At 72.3% G+C, this 17,764-nt stretch carries 7 protein-coding genes; 1 reads left to right on the top strand and 6 read right to left on the bottom strand.

Annotation, left to right across the window (positions count from 1 at the left end; all coding sequences use genetic code 11):
- Positions 1-157 precede the first annotated feature (157 nt).
- Positions 158-1,582 (bottom strand): dihydrolipoyl dehydrogenase family protein, encoded by a 1,425-nt coding sequence (locus ACFY1S_RS26770; RefSeq protein ID WP_387123313.1) that lies wholly within the window; start codon positions 1,580-1,582, stop codon positions 158-160.
- A gap of 1 nt (position 1,583) precedes the next feature.
- Entirely contained in the window at positions 1,584-2,144 is a 561-nt protein-coding gene (locus tag ACFY1S_RS26765; RefSeq protein ID WP_387123311.1) for a hypothetical protein, read from the bottom strand.
- 172 nt (positions 2,145-2,316) lie between these two features.
- Here ACFY1S_RS26765 and ACFY1S_RS26760 point away from each other — a divergent pair, with 172 nt between their 5' ends.
- Positions 2,317-2,928 carry a TetR/AcrR family transcriptional regulator gene (locus ACFY1S_RS26760; protein WP_387123309.1) on the top strand — a complete coding sequence of 204 codons (612 nt, stop codon included), beginning with the start codon at positions 2,317-2,319 and terminating at the stop codon, positions 2,926-2,928.
- An 8-nt stretch (positions 2,929-2,936) separates the two neighbouring features.
- On the opposite strand, the gene ACFY1S_RS26755 is transcribed toward ACFY1S_RS26760, so the two are convergent.
- From ACFY1S_RS26755 to ACFY1S_RS26740, 4 genes are all read right to left on the bottom strand, one after another.
- Positions 2,937-4,172, bottom strand: coding sequence for a low temperature requirement protein A (locus ACFY1S_RS26755; RefSeq protein ID WP_387123307.1), 1,236 nt, complete (start codon positions 4,170-4,172; stop codon positions 2,937-2,939).
- Positions 4,173-4,243: 71 nt separating this feature from the next.
- Complete coding sequence (locus ACFY1S_RS26750) at positions 4,244-15,145, bottom strand: amino acid adenylation domain-containing protein (RefSeq protein ID WP_387123305.1); 10,902 nt, start codon at positions 15,143-15,145, stop codon at positions 4,244-4,246.
- Positions 15,142-16,398, bottom strand: a complete 1,257-nt coding sequence (locus ACFY1S_RS26745; RefSeq protein WP_387123303.1) for an MFS transporter — start codon at positions 16,396-16,398, stop codon at positions 15,142-15,144. The genes ACFY1S_RS26750 and ACFY1S_RS26745 overlap by 4 nt, the downstream gene beginning before the upstream one ends.
- Positions 16,399-16,658: 260 nt before the next feature.
- Positions 16,659-17,696 (bottom strand): MupA/Atu3671 family FMN-dependent luciferase-like monooxygenase, encoded by a 1,038-nt coding sequence (locus tag ACFY1S_RS26740; RefSeq protein ID WP_387123301.1) that lies wholly within the window; start codon positions 17,694-17,696, stop codon positions 16,659-16,661.
- Positions 17,697-17,764 lie beyond the last annotated feature (68 nt).

Below are 17,764 nucleotides of genomic sequence, written 5' to 3'. Positions count from 1 at the left end.
CCGGACGACGGTGATGTTCGACGGCGTCTCGCTGGCGGCCGCGTACCGGCCCCCACTTTCGGCAGTGGGAGCCGTGCGGCAGCACCAGTATCAAGGCCGGTCAGGTTCTCTGTCAGCGAGATCCGCAAAGCCGGCGGCGGGGGCACGCGGCCCTCCGTCAACGGCCGTATGTCTCCAGCAGCCGCAGCCACACCTCGCTGACGGTCGGGTACGCGGGGACCGCGTGCCACAGCCGGTCCAGCGGGACCTCGCCGACGACGGCGATCGTGGCGGCGTGGATCAGTTCCGCGACGTCCGGGCCGGCGAGGGTGAAGCCGACGATCACCTTCCGGTCCTCGTCGACGATCATGCGCGCGTGGCCCCGGTAGCCATCGGCGTGCAGGGAGGATCCGGCGACGGCGCCCAGGTCGTAGTCCACGACCCGGGTCCGCAGTCCGGCCGCCTCGGCCGCGGCGGCGGTCAGTCCCACCGACGCGATCTCCGGGTCGGTGAAGATCACCTGCGGCACCGCACGCTCATCGGCCGTGGCCGCGTGTCGGCCCCACCTGCCGTCCTGGACCTCCTGGCCCTTCGCCCGGGCCACGATCACGTCGCCCACCGCGCGTGCCTGGTACTTGCCCTGGTGTGTGAGCAGCACCCGCCGGTTCACATCACCCGCGGCGTACAGCCACTCCCCGGCGCCGACGACGCGTAACGTGTCGTCGACCGCCAGCCAGGCACCCGGCGCCAGCCCGATGCTCTCCAGGCCGATGTCCCGGGTGTTCGGCGTACGACCGATCGCCACGAGAACCTCGTCGGCCTCCACCCGACCGCCGTCGGCGGTGGTGATGTCGACGGTTCCGCTGTCGTCCCGGTGGACGGAGACTGCCTCCGCGCCGACGCGTACCGACACACCTGCCGCGCGCAGCGACTCGGTGACCAGCTCACCCGCGAACGGCTCCACCGACGGCAACACACCGTCGCGGGCCAGCACCGTCACCGAGGATCCCAGGGCGGAGAACGCGGTGGCCATCTCGGCCGCCACCACGCCACCACCGATGATGGCGAGCCGGCGGGGAACCGACCCGGCAGAGGCCGCCTCCCGACTGGTCCACGGCGCCGCATCCCGAAGGCCTGGGACATCCGGCAGGAGAGCGCTGCTCCCGGTCGCGACGACCACCGCGTGTCGCGCGGCCAACCTCGTCGTGACACCGTCGGCGCCGGTCACCTCGACGACCCGGGCGGAAGCGATCCGCCCCTGGCCGCGGTGCAGCGCGATCCCGGCGGACTCCAGCCAGGACACCTGCCCGTCGTCCTTCCAGTGCGACGCGAAGGAGTCCCGGCGACCCAGCACCGCCGGCACGTCCAGGTCACCCGTCACCGCCTCGCGGGCACCCGGCACCTGCCGCGCCGCCCGCAGGACGGACGCGCTGCGCAGCAATGCCTTGGTCGGCATGCACGCCCAGTACGAGCACTCGCCGCCTACCAGTTCCCGCTCGACGACGGCAGCGGTCAGGCCGCCCCGCACGACCCGGTCGGCGACGTTCTCCCCGACCGGGCCGGCGCCGATCACGACGACGTCGTACTCGATGGTGGTGGTCATGTCAGTTGCCCTTCGCGCCGCGGCCGAGGCGCAGGGCGGCGATGAGGAAGAAGATGGCGCCGGGGATGGCGTAGCCTGCCGCGTTGGTCAGCGACGGGTTGTCCGCAGAAGCAGCGACGATGAAGGACCCACCGGCCAGCACCGAGATGCCGCCACTAATGATCATCGGCCACTGCCCGCCCATCCGGCGACGGGTGACGCCCACGGCGAGCTGGACCAGACCGGCCACGATCGCCCAGGCGCCCCACACGCTCAGCATCGCAGGAATGCCGGACGCGGCGGCGATACCCACGCCGACGGCGGCGATCAGACTGACCGCGATGTTCACGTACAGCAGGGCCGGCGTGCCTGTGGTGCGCGACGAGCGGAGGTCGTAGATGGCGGCGCCCACATCGAACAGCGGGTAGAGCACGAACAGCACCACCGTGAGGGGGCTGATCTCCGTGGCGGTCGCGATCGTCACGAGTGCCCACACGATGGCGAACGCGAAGCGGACGAAGTACAGCCGGCGCAGCGCGGCAGCGGTCTGGGACATGCCCGTCGAAGAAGCAATGGTGGTCACGATGACCCTTCCGGAAACCTAGGAGACCGAACGTTCTGTCGCGTCCAGCATGACCATGCCGACGCCAATTCACAAGACCGACCGTTCTATCTTCCTGAGTGACCTGCGGCACAGCGCGGACGACATCCGCGAGACGCATCAGACCGAACGTTCTATCCGGTAAACTGGTGGCATGGCACGCGGCGACACCGACACCCCGCCCTCCGAGGCGCGACAGCGGCTCCTGTCCACGGCGACCCGGATCTTCTACGCCGAGGGCATCCACTCCGTGGGCGTCGACCGGATCATCGCCGAGGCGAAGGTGACCCGGGCCACCTTCTACAGGCACTTCCCGAGCAAGGAAGACCTCATCCTCGCCTACCTGCGTGAGGTCCACGAGATGGAACGCGGCAGGGTCGAGGCGACAATCGCCGCGAACCAGTCGGCGGTCGACCCCCTCCTGGAGATCGCCGGCTCCATCGCTCAGCACATCCAGTCCCCCGGGTTCCGTGGATGCGCCTTCCTCAACGCCGCGGCGGAATACCCGGACGCCGACAATCCCGTACGCCAGGAGATCATCGCCCACCGGCGGTGGTTCCTGGACACGCTCACCACGCTGATGGCCCAGGTCCACCCGGAGACGGCGGACCCCGCCGCGCGCCATTTCGTCATGCTCCGCGACGGCGCCATGGCAGCCGGATGCCTCTTCGACCCGTCCCTGGTGTCCGACACCTTCCTCTCGGGGGTCGAAGGAATGCTCCGAATCAACACCGAGCGCCGAGCGAGCGACTCCACCCGCTCGTGACGACGGGGTCAGGCCTCCGAGTCGCGATCCCCTGGTGTCTCCCCCGCGACCGGTGAGGCGGGGACCTGGGCCGGCCGTCCCCGATTCCGCCGCGCGTCCAGGAGCGCGACCAGGGCCAGCACGCCTGCCACCACGCTCAGCCCGACCATCGGCACCCAGCGGGCCAACGCCGGCGTGACCAGCAGCAACGCCGCCAGGCCGACCAACCGGGACCGGGTGACCCGGCCGAAGATCTCGTGCTCCAGCCGTGCGCGGGCGACGAGGAAGAGCATCGGACCGCCGACCACGAACAGGAGCCAACTGGGCCGGGGCGGTCCGAACGGGTCGTCGATCACCAACTCGTAGCCGACCGACGTGACAAGCACGCTGAGGACGATCAGCAGATGCGTCCGTTCCGACATCGCGCCCAGCCGGCCGGGCGTACCCGAACGAGCCAGGGCCTCGGTCAGCAGCAGACCGGCGCGGTAGAAGTAGATCCGCCAGATCAGCGCGCTTGTCATGAACGCGACGGCGAAGGCGGCCGCCCGCACGCCGGAGTAGTCGGCGCCGCCGAAAACCGTACCGAGGACCAGAATCGACTCACCCAGGGCGATGAGAACCATCTGCTGGTACCTGTCGGCCAGATGCGTCCCGGCGATCCGCCAGCGGCCGATCCTCGAAGCGCCGAGCCGGGGCAGCGGCCAACCCAGGGTCCAGGCGACGTAGTCGACAGCGAGGGCCACGGCCCACAGCGACAGGCGGAACCGGTCCGGTCCCAACGCGCCGACCAGCCACAGCGGCGTGGTCGCGGCAGCCCACACGGCAAGCCGCAACGGCACCCTCCGTCGCGGATGGCCACCCAGCGCGGCGGCGACCACCAGCGGCCGCACCACCATCACCACCAGGTACGCGGCCACGAACGGCACCGCCCGCTCCTCCAAGGCGCGTGGCAACGTCACCGCCATCACCAGACCGGCGAACATGGTGCCGACCACGACCGCCTGGACGACCGGCTGCTCCGGCTCGTAACGGCTGGTGATCCAGGCGGTGTGCGACCAGATCAGCCAGAGCGCCAGAAAGAGCAGCAGCGTACGAGCGAACCCCTCGGCGAACGCCCAGCCGGTGTCGTCGCCCAGGCCGGCGAATCGTTGCGAGACCCGGGTGAGGGCCACCACGAACGCCAGATCGAAGAAGAGCTCCAGGAACGTGGCCCGGCCCGAACTCTCGGGAGGACGCAGCAGTTCGGCACCCCGCCCCGCCGCCATCGACCGCCTCCGTCCCACCCCTCGTCGCCCAACGATCAGAGGTCGGCGGGGTTGCGTCAGCCAGCCTGCGGTCAGCTCTGCGGGCCCACCTGCCGCCCGGCGTCGACGAGGTTCTCGCGCAGGAGGTCCAGGAACCTCCCACACCAGGCCTGCACCGTCGAGCGGTCGAACAGGTCGGTGGAGTACTCGACCACGCCACGCAGGCCGTCGGCGAACGGCGTGACGACCATGGAGAAGTCCCGGCGGGCGCAGCCGAGCCCCTGGTCCGTCACCTGCACCGTCAGGCCGGGCAGCTCGACCTCGGGTACGCCCGGATTCATCCCGAACAGCAGGGTGGCCACCGGCGGCGTACCGGCGTGCCACTCGGGATCCACCGCTGCGTAGATCGCGGGCAGGGGCGCCGGCTGGTGCCGGATCGCGTCGAGGAACGCCCGCTCGGTGCCGGCCACCAGCTCGGTGAAGGACGTCGCGGCGGCAAGCGGTGGCCGCAGCAGCAGAGGACTGGTGAACAGACCGACCACCGACTCGAAGGTCCGGTCGTCGCGGTGGGCGTAGGGACAGGCGAGCACGATGTCGCCGCTGCCGGTCAGCTCGCGCATCAGGCACGCGTAGGCCGCCGCCAGCACGGGGAAGATCGTGCTGCCACTGCGGGCGGCGAAGCGCGTCACACGCGCGGTCAACTCGGCCGGGACGTCGAAGGTGAACTCCTCGCCGTGACCTGACAACCGCGCCGGACGCGGCCGGTCCGTGGGTAGCGCCACCGCGCGCGGAGCGCCGTCGAGCTGACGTCGCCAGTACGCGAGCACGTCAGGCGCCACAGGCGTGGCGCGCTGCCGGCGCGCGTACTCCAGGTAGGTGGAGGGGGGTGGTGACGGGATCGTCGCGTCCCCCCGCTCGGCGGCGTACCCGCGCCCCAGTTCGTCGAGGAGCTGGAGCATCGACCATCCGTCGCCGTTCAGGTGGTGCACGACGAGCATCAGCACCAGGGTCTCGTCGTCGACCCGGGCCAGTCGGGCCCGGAGCCAGGGGCCGACATCGTCGGGAAAGGTCTCCCGTCCGACGCGTAGGCACCACTCGTCGACCTGGTCCGCGCGGAGGTCGACCACGGGCAAGCCCACCCCGTCCGCCGGCAGGACCTCCTGGATCAGCTCACCGTCGCGCTCCACCAGGCGGGTCCGCAACGCCTCGTGCCTCGCGACGAGCCCGTCCACCGCGCGTCCGAGAGCGGGCAGGTCGGGTCGGCCGGTGAGGTCCATCCGCACCGCCATGTGCACGGCCGGCGGATTGGGCGCCTGACGCTGGCGGCGCCACATCAGCTCCTGCTGGTACGTCGTCGGCGCCCGGTCCACGACCGCGTCGCCACCCTTCGGCGACAGGGCCGCCGCCATGTCCCGGATGCCACGGCTGCGCAGCACCTCGTGCACGCTCACCGTTACCTCGCCGAGCGCGGTCAGGCGGTTGGCCAGACGGACGGCGGCGAGAGAGTGGCCACCGGCCGCGGTGAAGGGGACGTCCACCGACAGCCGGGACACCCCCAGCTCAGCGCACCACGCATCGTGGACGAACCGTTCCTGACTCGTGCGGGGCGGCTCGTCGACGGGCGCGGCGGCCGGCGCCGGCAGACGGGCCGTGTCCACCTTGCCGGTGTCGGTGGTGGGAAGCGCGTCAAGCAGCACCCAGGCCGTCGGCATCAGATGCGCGGGGAGACGATCGGCCAGCAGCGAGGCGAGCCGCGCGGTCCGGGCGCCGGCCGGCCCGTCGGTCTCGTCGGTCACCACGTACGCGGCCAGGTAGGGGTCGTCGCCCCGGTCGTGGCGGGCGATCACCGCCGCCTGCCGTACACCTGGCAACAGTGCCAGTTCGGCGGCGGCCTCGCCCGGCTCCACCCGGTGCCCGGAGATCTTGACCTGGTCGTCCCACCGGCCGACGAATTCGAGGGTGCCGTTTCCGCGCAGCCTGACGAGATCGCCGGTGCGGTACATCCGCTCGCCGGGCTGGTGCCGGTCCGGCACGAACGCCGCGGCGGTGTCGGCGGGTCGCCCCAGGTAGCCGCGGGCCACACCGGCGCCGCTCACGTACAACTCCCCCACCGCTCCCGGTGGCACCGGAAGGCCCTCGGGGTCCAGCAGATGCAGCCGCCTGTTGTCCACGGCGGTGCCGATGTCGACGGGTCCGTCGCCGGCCGGCGACACCGGGCCAGCAGTGGTGACGATGCTGCACTCGGTCGGGCCGTAGGCGTTGATCACCTCCGCGGGGAAGCCGGCGGGCGGGCGACGCCGCAGCTGGCTGCCCCCGACGACGAGCGTCCGGAGAGTGGCGGGCGCGGCATCCGGTAGCGCGAAGACCAGCTCGGCCAGGGGCGCCGGCAGCAGCGCCACCGTGACGCCGTGCCGGGACCACCAGTCGACCAGGGCCGCCGGGTCCGACCGGACCTCCGCCGGGACGAGGTGGACGGTGGCGCCGGCGGCGAGAGCCGGGTGGATCTCGGCGAGGTTCGCGTCGAAGCCCAACCCCAGGCCGTGCGCCACCGTGTCGGCAGGGGTGAGCGCGAGCGCCCGCACATGCCAGGACACCGTGTCCACGGCAGCCCGGTGCGGCACCAGGACCCCCTTGGGTCGGCCTGTGGAACCCGAGGTGTACACGCACCAGGCGAGGTGCTCGGGGGCGGGCACCCGCGAGGGCGGCGGCAGGTGCGGGTCGACAGGCTCCTCCACGAGGACGTACGCCACCTCCCTCGGGTGGTCGACCTCGGCGGTGGTCAGCAGCAGCCGTGCGTCGCTGTCGGCCAGCAGGGCACCGACGCGCGCGGTCGGCAGCGCCGGATCGAGGGGGAGGAACCCGGCGCCGGCCATCAGGACCGCGAGCTGCGCGGCGACGAGTTCGGGCCGTCGCGGCAGGAGCACCGCCACGACGTCGTCAGGTCCCACCCCGGCCGCGGCGATCCGGCGGGCCAACAGCTCGGCCCGCCGGTGCAGCTCCCGGTACGTCCACCGGGTCTGGCCGCAGACCACCGCGACGGCGTCGGGCGTACGGGACGCCTGCCTGACGAACGGGTCGTGCAGCAGTTCGGCGAGCGGTTCGGTGCGCGGCCCACCGAGCTGCCCGGCCGGCACGTCGAGGCCTGTCGCCAGGCGGGACAGCGGATCACCGGGATGCCGGGTCGCCTGGTCGAGCACCCGCTGGACGTCGTCGAGGAACCGCCGCACGGTGGTGCGGTCGAACACCTCGGTCCGGTACTCGACGTGGCAGTGCACGGTGTCCCGGTGGGACAGGTAGACGATGAGGTCGACGGGCGCCTTGTCCAGACCGACCCGCAGGGGCGTCGCCGTCACCCCGGGCAGGTCGAACGTGAAGAGTTCGTCGCCGTTCTCGTACTCGACGACGACGTCGAAGAGCGGATGGTGTCCGACCTGTCGGTCCGTGGCGAGCGCGTGGACCAGGACGTCGAACGGGACGACGTGGTCGTACCCGTCGACCGCGCTGGCCTGGATCCGCGCGACGAGGTCCCGGAAGGTGGGGTCGCCGGTGAGGTCCAGTCGCAGCGGCACCGTGTTGACGAAGAACCCGATCAGGTCCTGCGAGTTCTCGTCCCGTCCACTGGTGCCGGTGCCCACCACCAGGTCTGGCTGCCCGCTGTACCGGAACAGCATCACCCCGAAGGCGCTGAGCAGGGTGCTGAACGGGGTCACCCCCTCGGCCCGGCTGAACCGTCGGATCCGCTCGTCCAGGTCGGCCGGGAAGTCCACGAAGAGGCTCTCACCGGCGGCCGACGGGACGGCCGGCCGCTGCCGGTCAGACGGCAGGACCAGGGTCGGCGGCGGCGGGTCGAGCTGGTTCAGCCAGTAGTCGAGGTGCTTGTCGGGCTCGTCGGCGGCGGCACGGGCCCGCGTGAGTTCCGGATAGCTCACCGGCAGCGGAGGCAGGTCCGGCGTACGGCCGGCGACTCGGGCCTGGTAGCACGCCGACACCTCCCGGGTCAGCACGGCGTACGAGCCGCCGTCGGTGGCCAGGTGGTGGAACGCCATCACCAGCACGTGCCGCGTCGGGGAGAGGCGCAGCAGTTCGAAGGTGAACAACGGTCCCTCGACGAGGTCGAACAGACGGCCGCTCACCGAGGCCATCGCCTCCCGTACGACAGTCTCCTCGTCGGCTCCCGCGTGGTCGCGTACCGGAATGGCGACCTCCAGTCGCGGGTGGACGATCTGGCGGGGCTCCCCGTCGATCTCGCGGTAGGTGGTCCGCAGCGGGGCGTGCCGGTCCACGACGTCCTGCACCGCGCCGCGGAACGCGACCGGGTCGAGCGTGCCGTGCAGCCGCACCGCGGCGCCCTCGGTGTACGCGGGGGTGCCCGGATGGGTCTGTTCGGCAAGCCACAGCCGCCGCTGCCCCGGCGACAGCGGTGCCGTGTCGACCACCTCGGCGGTGGGTCGGGACTCTCGGCGGCGGGTGGCCCGGCGCAGCGTGTCGATGACCGGCAGCCCGTCCCGGACCGCCTGCGCCGGCAGGCCGAAGTCGACGAAGCAGGCGATCTCGTCCGCGCCCGCCGCGAGGATCTGGTCCAGGACCGGCCGGCAGCTCTCCGGTGACCCGATGAGGGCCCGCTCGTCGCAGTACCGCTCGTACGCGCGGGAGAGCACGAACCGGACGTCGTCGTCGGGGGTGTCGGCCAGGTCGATGTTCATCCCGAGACTGTTGACCACCTGCCCGAGCAGGCTGAACGACGAGCGCAGGTACGCGCAGAACGGCTCGAAGGCCGTCGCGCGGGCCCGCTCGGCGTCCTCGTCGAGGTACGTGTGCATCAGCACCACGACCCGTCCGGCGTCGGGGTCGAGCCCGTGCTCGGCGCGGGTGCGGCGGTACAGGGCGATGTTCTCCGCCAGCCGCGCGACGTCCTGCGTCATCAGGTTGGTCACCACGCCCAGGCCCCGGCGGGCGGCCTCGCGGTAGCTGTCCGGGTTGCCGACGATGGCCGTGAAGATCGGCGGCTCGGCCTGCACCGGACGGGGGAAGAGCCGGACGTCGATGTCCTCGCCGGTGCCGGAGCGGGCCTGGACGGCCTCGCCACGCCACAGCCGCCGGACGGTGTCCAGGTTCTCGTACATCACCTGCTTGTGGCGGCGGAAGTTGTCCGGGTAGAAGACGAAGTCGTTGGCGTGCCAACCGGGCGCGCAGCCGAGACCGACCCGGCCACCGGAGAGACGGTCCACCATGGACCACTCCTCGGCGACCCGGATGGGATGGTGCAGCGGCAGCACCACCGACCCGGCGTTGAGCCGCAACCGGCGGGTCCGTACCGCCAGGGCGGCGGCGAGCACCGACGGGTTGGGGAAGATCCCGCCGAACGAGTGGAAGTGCCGCTCGGGCAACCACACGGCGTGGAAGTCGTGCGTGTCGGCGAACTCGGCGGCGTCCAGGATCACCTCGTACGAGTCGTCCCGGCCCTGCTCGGCGTAGTCGCCGAAGAAGTAGAGGCTGAAGTCGACAGTGTCGGCCGGCGCCGGTTGCGGGGCGACAGCCGGCCGCGGAGCGACCACGGGCTGCCGGGCGACCAAGGGCTGCGGGACAGGCGCGGGCTGCGGGACAGGCGCGGGCTGCGGGACAGGCGCGGGCTGCGCCGGTGGCAGCGGTTGGGCCGGCGGGGCCGGTGTCCCGCCCCCGAGCAGGGCGAGCTGGTCCCGCATGAGATCGAGCTGACGGTTCACGACGGCGACCAGGTCGGCCGACACCTCCCCGGGGCCGCCGGGCAGCGGCGTGGCCACGTCCGCCGGTGGCCCTGCGCTCGCCGGTGGGGGCGTGCCGTTCGCGCGCGCGGTCGCCGGGTCCGCCGCCACCGGCCCCGGCTCCGGCAGCGGCACGGTCGACGGGACGGGCACGGTCGACGGGACGGGCGCGGTCGACGGGACCGGCGGACACGCCGGGTCGGCAGGGTTCGTCGCCGGTGAGGCACCGCCGACCACCGCCTCGGCGAGACGGCGGGGGGTGCCTACCGCGCCGAACAGGTCGCGTACCGGCATCCGTACGCCGAACGTGTTGTTGATTTCCCGGGACATGGTCATCAGGAGCAGCGAATCCGCGCCGGACTGGAGGAACGTCTCGTCCGGGTCGATCTCGGTGGCGTCCACGCCGAGCCGCTCGGCGGTCAGGGCAAGCACCCGCGTGAGCGCCGCGTCCACCGCCGGATCGGGCTGCCGCTCCCGGTCGGGCGCGACCGGCGGAGCTGCCGCGACGGCCTCCGCCGGTACGCCAGCCGCCGACGGCGGGGGCTGCTCCACAGGTCCTCGTTTCTCGGCCCAGAACCGCCGCCGCTGGAAGGGGTAGGCCGGCAACGACGTCCGCCGGCCGCCGCAGTCGGCGGTGAGCGCCGCCCAGTCCACCCCGACTCCGCCGACGTGCAGCTCCGCGACGGCCTGCCAGACCCCGTCGACGGGTGCCAGCTCCCTGCGTTGCGACGGCACCCACCGCAGCTCCGACCCGGCGCCCCTGGCGATCCCGCTCAACACACCGTCCGGTCCCGCCTCCACTACCGTCGCGACACCCTGCTCGTGCAGGGTCCGCACCGCGGCGTCGAACAGGACCGGCTGGCGGGCCTGGCGACACAGGTAGTCGACGTCGGGCAGCCAGCCCGCCCGCCGCACCTGCCCGTCCACGGTGCTGACCACCGCCACCCGGGTCGGCCGTACCGTGACCCCCTCGACCGCGCGCCGGAACCTGTCGAGCACCGGCTCCACTGCGGCCGAGTGGAACGCCCGGTCGACCGACAGCGGGCGGGTCACCGCAGCGAGTCGTTCGGCACGGACGGCCAACGCCCGCACCGCCTCGGGTGGCCCGGAGACCACGTACTGCTTCGGACCGTTGTGGGCGGCGACCTCCACCTCGGTCCCGGCGACCAGCTCCCGTACGACGTCCGCGTCCGCGAGCACCGCGAGCATCGCGCCGGGCGGCATGTCCTGCTGCATGAGCCGGCCACGATGGGCGGTGAGCGTGACCGCGTCGGCAAGCGACAGGGCGCCCGCGGCGACGAGTGCGGCGTACTCCCCCACGCTGTGCCCCACGAGGCAGCCGGGGTCCAGCCCCCAGGACCGCCACAGTTCGGCAAGCGCCACGCCTGTGACGACGAGGGCCGGCTGCGCCACGTCGGTCGGACGGGTGCCGGCGCCCGGCCGCTCGCGCAGTCGGGCGACCAGGTCGCCGCCGGCCGCCCGCCGGTAGGCCTCGGCCCCCTCGTCGAGCACCTGTCGGACCACAGTGAAGCGCTCGGCGAGGTCGAGGACGACCCCACGGAGATCCCCCTGCCCCGGGAAGGCCAGCGCGACCGAGCCGGGCGTCTCCGCGACGGCCTGCCCGACCCGCACCCTGCTGTCGTCGACGCCGCTCAGGTAACCGTCCAGGGCGTCGGCCAGCGCGGCGGTGGAGTTGGCGCGGGCGACCAGGCGGTGTCGCAGATGGCGGCGGGCCCGGGCGGCGGTAGAGACCACGTCAGCCATCGGCAGTTCCGGCTGGGAACGCAGCCGGTCGCGGTATCGGGCGGCGAGGTCCCGCAGCGCGCTCGGGTCGGCGGCGGAGAGGGGCAGCAGTCCCGGCGCCGGTTGGCCCGGGGACCCACCGACCGGGCGGGGCACCGGCGGCTGCTCGACGAGCAGGTGGGCGTTCGTGCCGCCCACCCCGAGCGCGCTCACCGCCGCCCGGCGCGGATGGGAGGCCTGCGGCCAGTCGGTGCGGTCGGTGACGATCGTGAACGGGCCGTCGGACAGCTCGATCGCCGGGTTCGGCCGGGTGAAGTTGATCTGCGGGGGAATCCGGCCGTCGCGGACGGTCAGGACCGCCTTGATCAGACCGGCCATGCCGGCGCAGCTGTCCAGGTGGCCGATGTTGGCCTTGACCGAGCCGAGGATCGGCCGGGCGTCGCCGTACACCTCGGCCAGGGCGTGGTGTTCCACCGGATCGCCGAGGGCGGTGCCGGTGCCGTGCGCCTCGACGTAGCCGATCGACCCGGCCGGCACCGCCGCGACATCCAGCGCCCGTCGGGCGACGTCGACCTGGCCGGACACGCCGGGGGCGGTGAAGCCGACCTTGCTGGCGCCGTCGTTGTTGACAGCCGAGCCGAGGAGCACCGCGTGGATGCGGTCCCCGTCGGCGAGGGCGCGGTCGAGCGGTTTGAGGACCACCGCGGCGACACCGTTGCCCCCGACCGTACCGTCGGCGTCGGCGTCGAACGGCCGGCAGCGCCCGCCTGACGACAGGATGGACCCGGGAGTGGCCCGGTAACCGGTCACCTGCGGCACGTGCAGCGCGACGGCGCCGGCGACAGCCAGATCCGCCTCCCCGTCGAGCAGGGACCGCACCGCCAGGTGCACCGCCACCAGGGAGGTCGAGCAGGCGGTCTGCACGTTGATCGCCGGCCCGGTCAGCCCGAGGCGGTAGGCGATCCGGGTGGCCAGGAAGTCGGGCTGGTTGCCGAGCGCCGCCCCGATCGACGCCACCGGATCGGCCGACCCGGTGAACTCCCCGAGCTGGTGCCGCAGGTAGTTGTGGTGCGGGTACAGGTTCATCCCACTGCCCGCGTAGACGGCGGTGCGAAGACCGGGGCCGTCGCCCGGGTGCCCCGCGTCCTCCAACGCGTGGTGGCACGTCTCGAGGAACAGTCGGTGCTGCGGGTCCAGCATCTCGGCCTCCCGCGCGGAGATGCCGAAGAATCCCGCGTCGAAGCCTGTGATGTCGTCGAGGGTGCCGCTCGCGGCGACGAAGTCGGGAGCGGCAGCCGTCTCCGGCGGAACTCCGGCCGCCACCAGTTCGTCAGGGGTGAAGAAGCGGATGCTCTCCACCCCGGCGAGCAGGTTGGCCCAGTACCGCTCGACGGTGTCCGCACCGGGGAACCGCACGGCCATGCCGATCACCGCGACCCGCCGGTCCCGTGTCTTCGACTCGATCAGCGCCGGTGCCGGCGCGGCGGGGGTGGCGGCGAGATGGGCGGTGAGCGCGTGGACCGTGGGGTGGGCGAAGAGCGTGGGCGCGGAGATCCGGCGGCCCAGCGCCTGCTCCAGGCGGGACCGGAGCCGAACCATCTCGACCGATCCGACGCCCAGCTCGTAGAACGGCACACCGGGGTCCACCGCAGCGCCGGTCAGGTCGGCGAGGATGTCGGCCACCAGGGCCCGTACCTCCGCGTGGCCGGGCGCGGCGGGCAGCGCGCCGGCGGCGTCCGCGTCCGCGCCATCGCGGCCCGGCGTGGGAAACTCCCCGGCCACGTAGCGGCGGCGCAGCGCCGCGCGCCGGATCTTCCCGCCCGAGGTACGCGGGAACTCGTCAGCCGGCACCGCGACGACCGCCTCAGGCGTCACCTGCCAGCGCCGGGCCACCACGGACGTGACGCCCCGGACCACCCGGTCGACAGGCACGTCGGCGTCGTCGGGGACGTAGAAGACCACAAGCGCCTCGGTCCCGGTGCGGGGATTCGACACCCCCACGGCGGCGGCCGAACCGGCGCGTACGCCGGGCACCTCGCCCACCACCCGTTCGACCTCGTGGCTGGGGAGGTTCTGTCCGTTGAGGATGATCAGGTCCTTGGCGCGTCCGGTGATGGCGATCTCCCCGTCTCGCATGAACGCGAGGTCGCCCGTGTCGAGCCAGTCGTCTCCGCCCGGGAACGCGAGCCGGGACGCCTCCGGATCGTCCAGGTATCCGCGCGTGACCCGGGCCGAGGTGATCTGGAGGCGGCCGATGCGACCCTCGGGGAGCACCGTGCCGTCGTGGTCCACGATCCGCACTGTGGTTCCCGGGGCGGGGCGTCCGACGGACAGGTACTCGGTGACGGTCTCCGGGGCGTCGTCCTCGGTGGCCCACTCCAGGTCACCGTCCAGACTCGAGGTACGGAGGCGGTGCCGGGTGCCGGGCGCTGCGTAGTGGGCGTAGGTGATGCCTGTGGTGGTCTCCGACATGCCCCAGGCGGGACGCACCGCCGCCACCGGAACTCCGCTGACCGCCAGGAACGCCTCGATCGTCTCTGACAGGCACTGTTCCCCTCCGCTGACCAGGCATCGCACGTCGCGAAGGTCCCACCGCCGGTCCGGCGTACGCGCGACCGCGTCGGCCACCAGCCGTAGCCCGAAGTTCGGTGCCCAGCTGTGCGTCACCCGGTGCCGCCGCATCAGCTCCAGCCAGCGCGGCGGGTCGGCGAGCACCACCTCGGTGGCGACGTGCACGGTGCTGGCCCCGAGAAAGATCCCGGCGACGTGGTAGAGCAGCAGGCCCGCGGAGTGGTCCAACGGCAGCCAGTTGAGCAGGATGTCGCTTGAGCCGATGTCAAGCATCTCCCGGGCGCCGACGGCGTTCTCGGCGAGCGCCCGGTGGGTCAGGGGCATGATCTTGGGGGTGCCCGTGCTGCCGGAGGAGAGCTGCAGCAGCGCCACCGCCTCCGGGTCGTCGACCGGTTCGATCCGGCCCGCCTCGCCGAGGGACGGCCCCTGCCGGCGGTCACCCCCGGCAGTCAGCTCGGATGCCGCCACCACCCGGTCCCGCACCGCCAGGCGGGCGAGCACCTCGCGGTCGTCCGTGCCGCCCACGACGAGCGGCTCCCCGAGCCGGCGCCAGGCGTGCAGGAGAGCGCCCACACCCGGGGCGTCGGCGTCGTAACCGCCGAGGGCACCCACGGTCAGCGGGATCATGCCCCCCAGCACGCAGCCGGCGAAGACGGGCCAGTACTCGGCGCCGGACGTGATCCGCAGGATGACCGACGAGCCCGCCCGCGCCCCGTGTGCCCGCAGACCGGCCAACGACGTCTCTGCCCTGGCCAGCAGGCTCGGGTAGTCGAGGAACTCCTCGCGTCCGTCCGCGTCCACCACCTGGATGCCGCTGCCGGCGAAGTCCCGGGCCGCCCGGACGAGCGCCTCCCCCAGGGTGCGGGGGTGGGCGGCATCGTCCGGCACGTCCGGGCCGGAGCTGATCGCGGGAGGTCGGACGGACGGTGCTGGGTTCACGGGGCAACCTCGACTTTCTGTACAGCGGGTCGGTGCGGCCGGGGGCGGGCGTGGGCGATGACGAACACGACTGCGGCGACGAGCGCCAGCCCGTGCGCGGCGGCGACCACCGGGAGCGGGGGAAGTTGGTCGAGGGCGAAGGCGCCGACGACCATCCCGAGGCCGAACCCGGCGTTCTGCGCGGCGCCGGCCAGGCCGAACAGGTGGGCCCGGCGGGACGGATCGACCTGTTGCAGGCGGGTGGTGTAGGTGATCTCGGCGTAGCCGTCCGCCATCCCGGCCATGAGCACCACGACGGCCAGGAGCCACAACGGTGGGCCGGTGAAGGCGAGGATGAACAGCATCGACATCGCGCAGGTGGCGATCCCGAACGCCGTCGGGGAGGCCCGACCGGCGTCGCGGTGCCCGGAAGCGCGGGCAAACCAGCGGCCGACGACGAGGCTGCCGACCGCCCATGCCGTGGTGAACAGGGCCGCGAACGACGCGGGCGCGTCGGGGTGGGTCAGACTCGCGTACACGGGCAGCCCCACGTTGTGCGACGCGGAGCCGAAGGCGTCGGCGGCCCGGACCGCGATCATCGCCAGCACCACCGGGGCGAGCCCGGACAGCGCCCGCGAGAGGCGCGGGCCGGGCTGGCGGCCGGCCTGTCGCCCGCGCGCCGGCGCGGCCGCCGGGCGCCAGCTCCCCACCCTGGTCAGCAGGAGCGCGGACACGGCGAAGGAAGCCGCGTCGACAAGGAACGCGGCGTGGTAGCCGAGCAGGGTGACCAGCAGGCCCGAGGTCCCGAAGCCGAGCAGCATGGCCGTCGAACGGCCCGTGACGAGGTGCGCGTTGGCGCGGGCCAGCCCTTCGGGCCCGACCAGGTCGGGCAGCCCGCTGCGCAGCGCGACACCCCACTGGGCCTGGCCGGCGCCGAGCACGACGGCGAGCCCGTAGAGCACCGCCAGTTTCGCTCCCACCGGGACCACGACCAGCAGCACGAGCATGGCGGCCGACACCACGTCCGCGGTGACCATCAGGCCGGTCCGGGTGTACCGGCCGACGAGAACTCCGGCGATCGGCGCCATGACGACCCCGGCAGCCAGACGCACGGCCATGAACAGCCCGGTCTGCACTGTGGATCCCGTCAGGTCCAGAGTGAACAGCCCCAGCGCCACCATGTTGAGGAAACTGCCGTAGGTGGACGAGGCCTGTGCGGCTATGACGAGGCGAAGGGGCCGCGCCGTGCGGACCCCCGTCGTTGGCAGGCGCAACCTAATCCGCCCTCATGCCCGTCGCGGCGAGCCCACCGCCGCCATTAACACGCGATTCTCGTATTCCGTCGAAATGACCGACAAAACGCGGATCCCGCGATGTGCAACGGGCCTGGTCGGAGCAATTTCTGCCACATCACGACGACAATAATAATAGTTGGCACTCATTGATTATCAGCTCCCCCCGCAGAACGAACGTAACGTTTTGCAAGGTGCACGTCAAGGTCCACATCATCGACGGCCGCCACGCTCGGCGTTCGTCATTCGTCGCATGACTGCTTCAGATCCCGCAGATGACGCAGGCCGTGCAGGACCGTCGAGTCGGGCAGACCGAAGTCGATGAGGCACGCGACCTCGTCCACACCTGCCGCACGTAGCTCCTCGATGCGCTGCCGCCCGTCCTCCACCGTCCCGAACAGGGCGCCGTGCGCGAAGTAGCGTTCGAAGGCCCGCTCGAGCACCTCGTCCATCAGCTCTTCGAGCAGGGCGGGATCGAGGTCCTCGTCCACCAGCGACGTACGCGACATGAGGTCCAACGAGCTGCGCAGGTACTCCTTCATGGGTGCCCGCACCAGCGAGCGCACCTCCTCGCGGGAGTTGCCCAGCAGGGTGTGCAGCATGACCACCACGTTCGGCTCGGTGGACGACTCCTTTGCCGCCCGACGGTAGAGGGCGATCTTCTCCGCCAACTCGTCGATGTCCTGGTCGAACAGGTGGGTCAGGAGACCCGTACCGAGCCGTCCGGCGGACTCGAAGGTCTGTCGACTGCCGCCGGACGTGAGCCAGATCGGCAGTTCCTTCTGCACCGGCCGCGGATGCAGCAGCACCTGACGGGTCTGCCCCTTGCCGTCCACCACCGCGGCGGGCTCGCCGGCCCAGAACGACCGCACCTGCTCGACGGTCTCCGCCACCACCCGGGCCCGGGTGTCGTACGCCTGAGGGCTGAAGGCGAAGTCGACGGGATTCCATCCGGGGGCGAAGGCGATCCCCACCCGCCCGCCGGACAGGTTGTCGACCATCGACCACTCCTCCGCTATCCGCAGCGGATGGTGCAGTGGTGCCACCACGCTGCCAGCGCGGATCCGCACCCGGGTGGTGACCGCGGCGATGGCGGCGCCGGTCACCGACGGGTTCGCGTAGGGCCCTCCGAAGGCGTGGAAGTGCCGCTCCGGCGTCCAGACCGCCTCGAACCCGTTCTCGTCGGCGAAACGCGCACCGTCGATGAGCAGCCGGTAGAGACCCTCGTCGCGCGCCTCGGCTCCATCGGCGAAATAAAAGATGCTGAATTTCATGCCCATGGTCACTCCCGACCCAAAGCAGTCAACTGCGTGAGTGCGCGCCGGTCGACTTTTCCATGCGCAGACAG

The organism is Micromonospora sp. NPDC000663 (assembly GCF_042898105.1).
Lineage (GTDB): Bacteria > Actinomycetota > Actinomycetes > Mycobacteriales > Micromonosporaceae > Micromonospora.
Note: the sequence above shows the minus strand (reverse complement) of the source record. Positions and strands in the feature narration are given on the sequence as shown.

Coding starts and splice junctions, on each gene's coding strand:
- ACFY1S_RS26770 (WP_387123313.1), bottom strand. CDS start 1,582: ATGACCACCACCATCGAGTACGACGTCGTCGTGATCGGCGCCGGCCCG.
- ACFY1S_RS26760 (WP_387123309.1), top strand. CDS start 2,317: ATGGCACGCGGCGACACCGACACCCCGCCCTCCGAGGCGCGACAGCGG.
- ACFY1S_RS26755 (WP_387123307.1), bottom strand. CDS start 4,172: ATGGCGGCGGGGCGGGGTGCCGAACTGCTGCGTCCTCCCGAGAGTTCG.
- ACFY1S_RS26740 (WP_387123301.1), bottom strand. CDS start 17,696: ATGGGCATGAAATTCAGCATCTTTTATTTCGCCGATGGAGCCGAGGCG.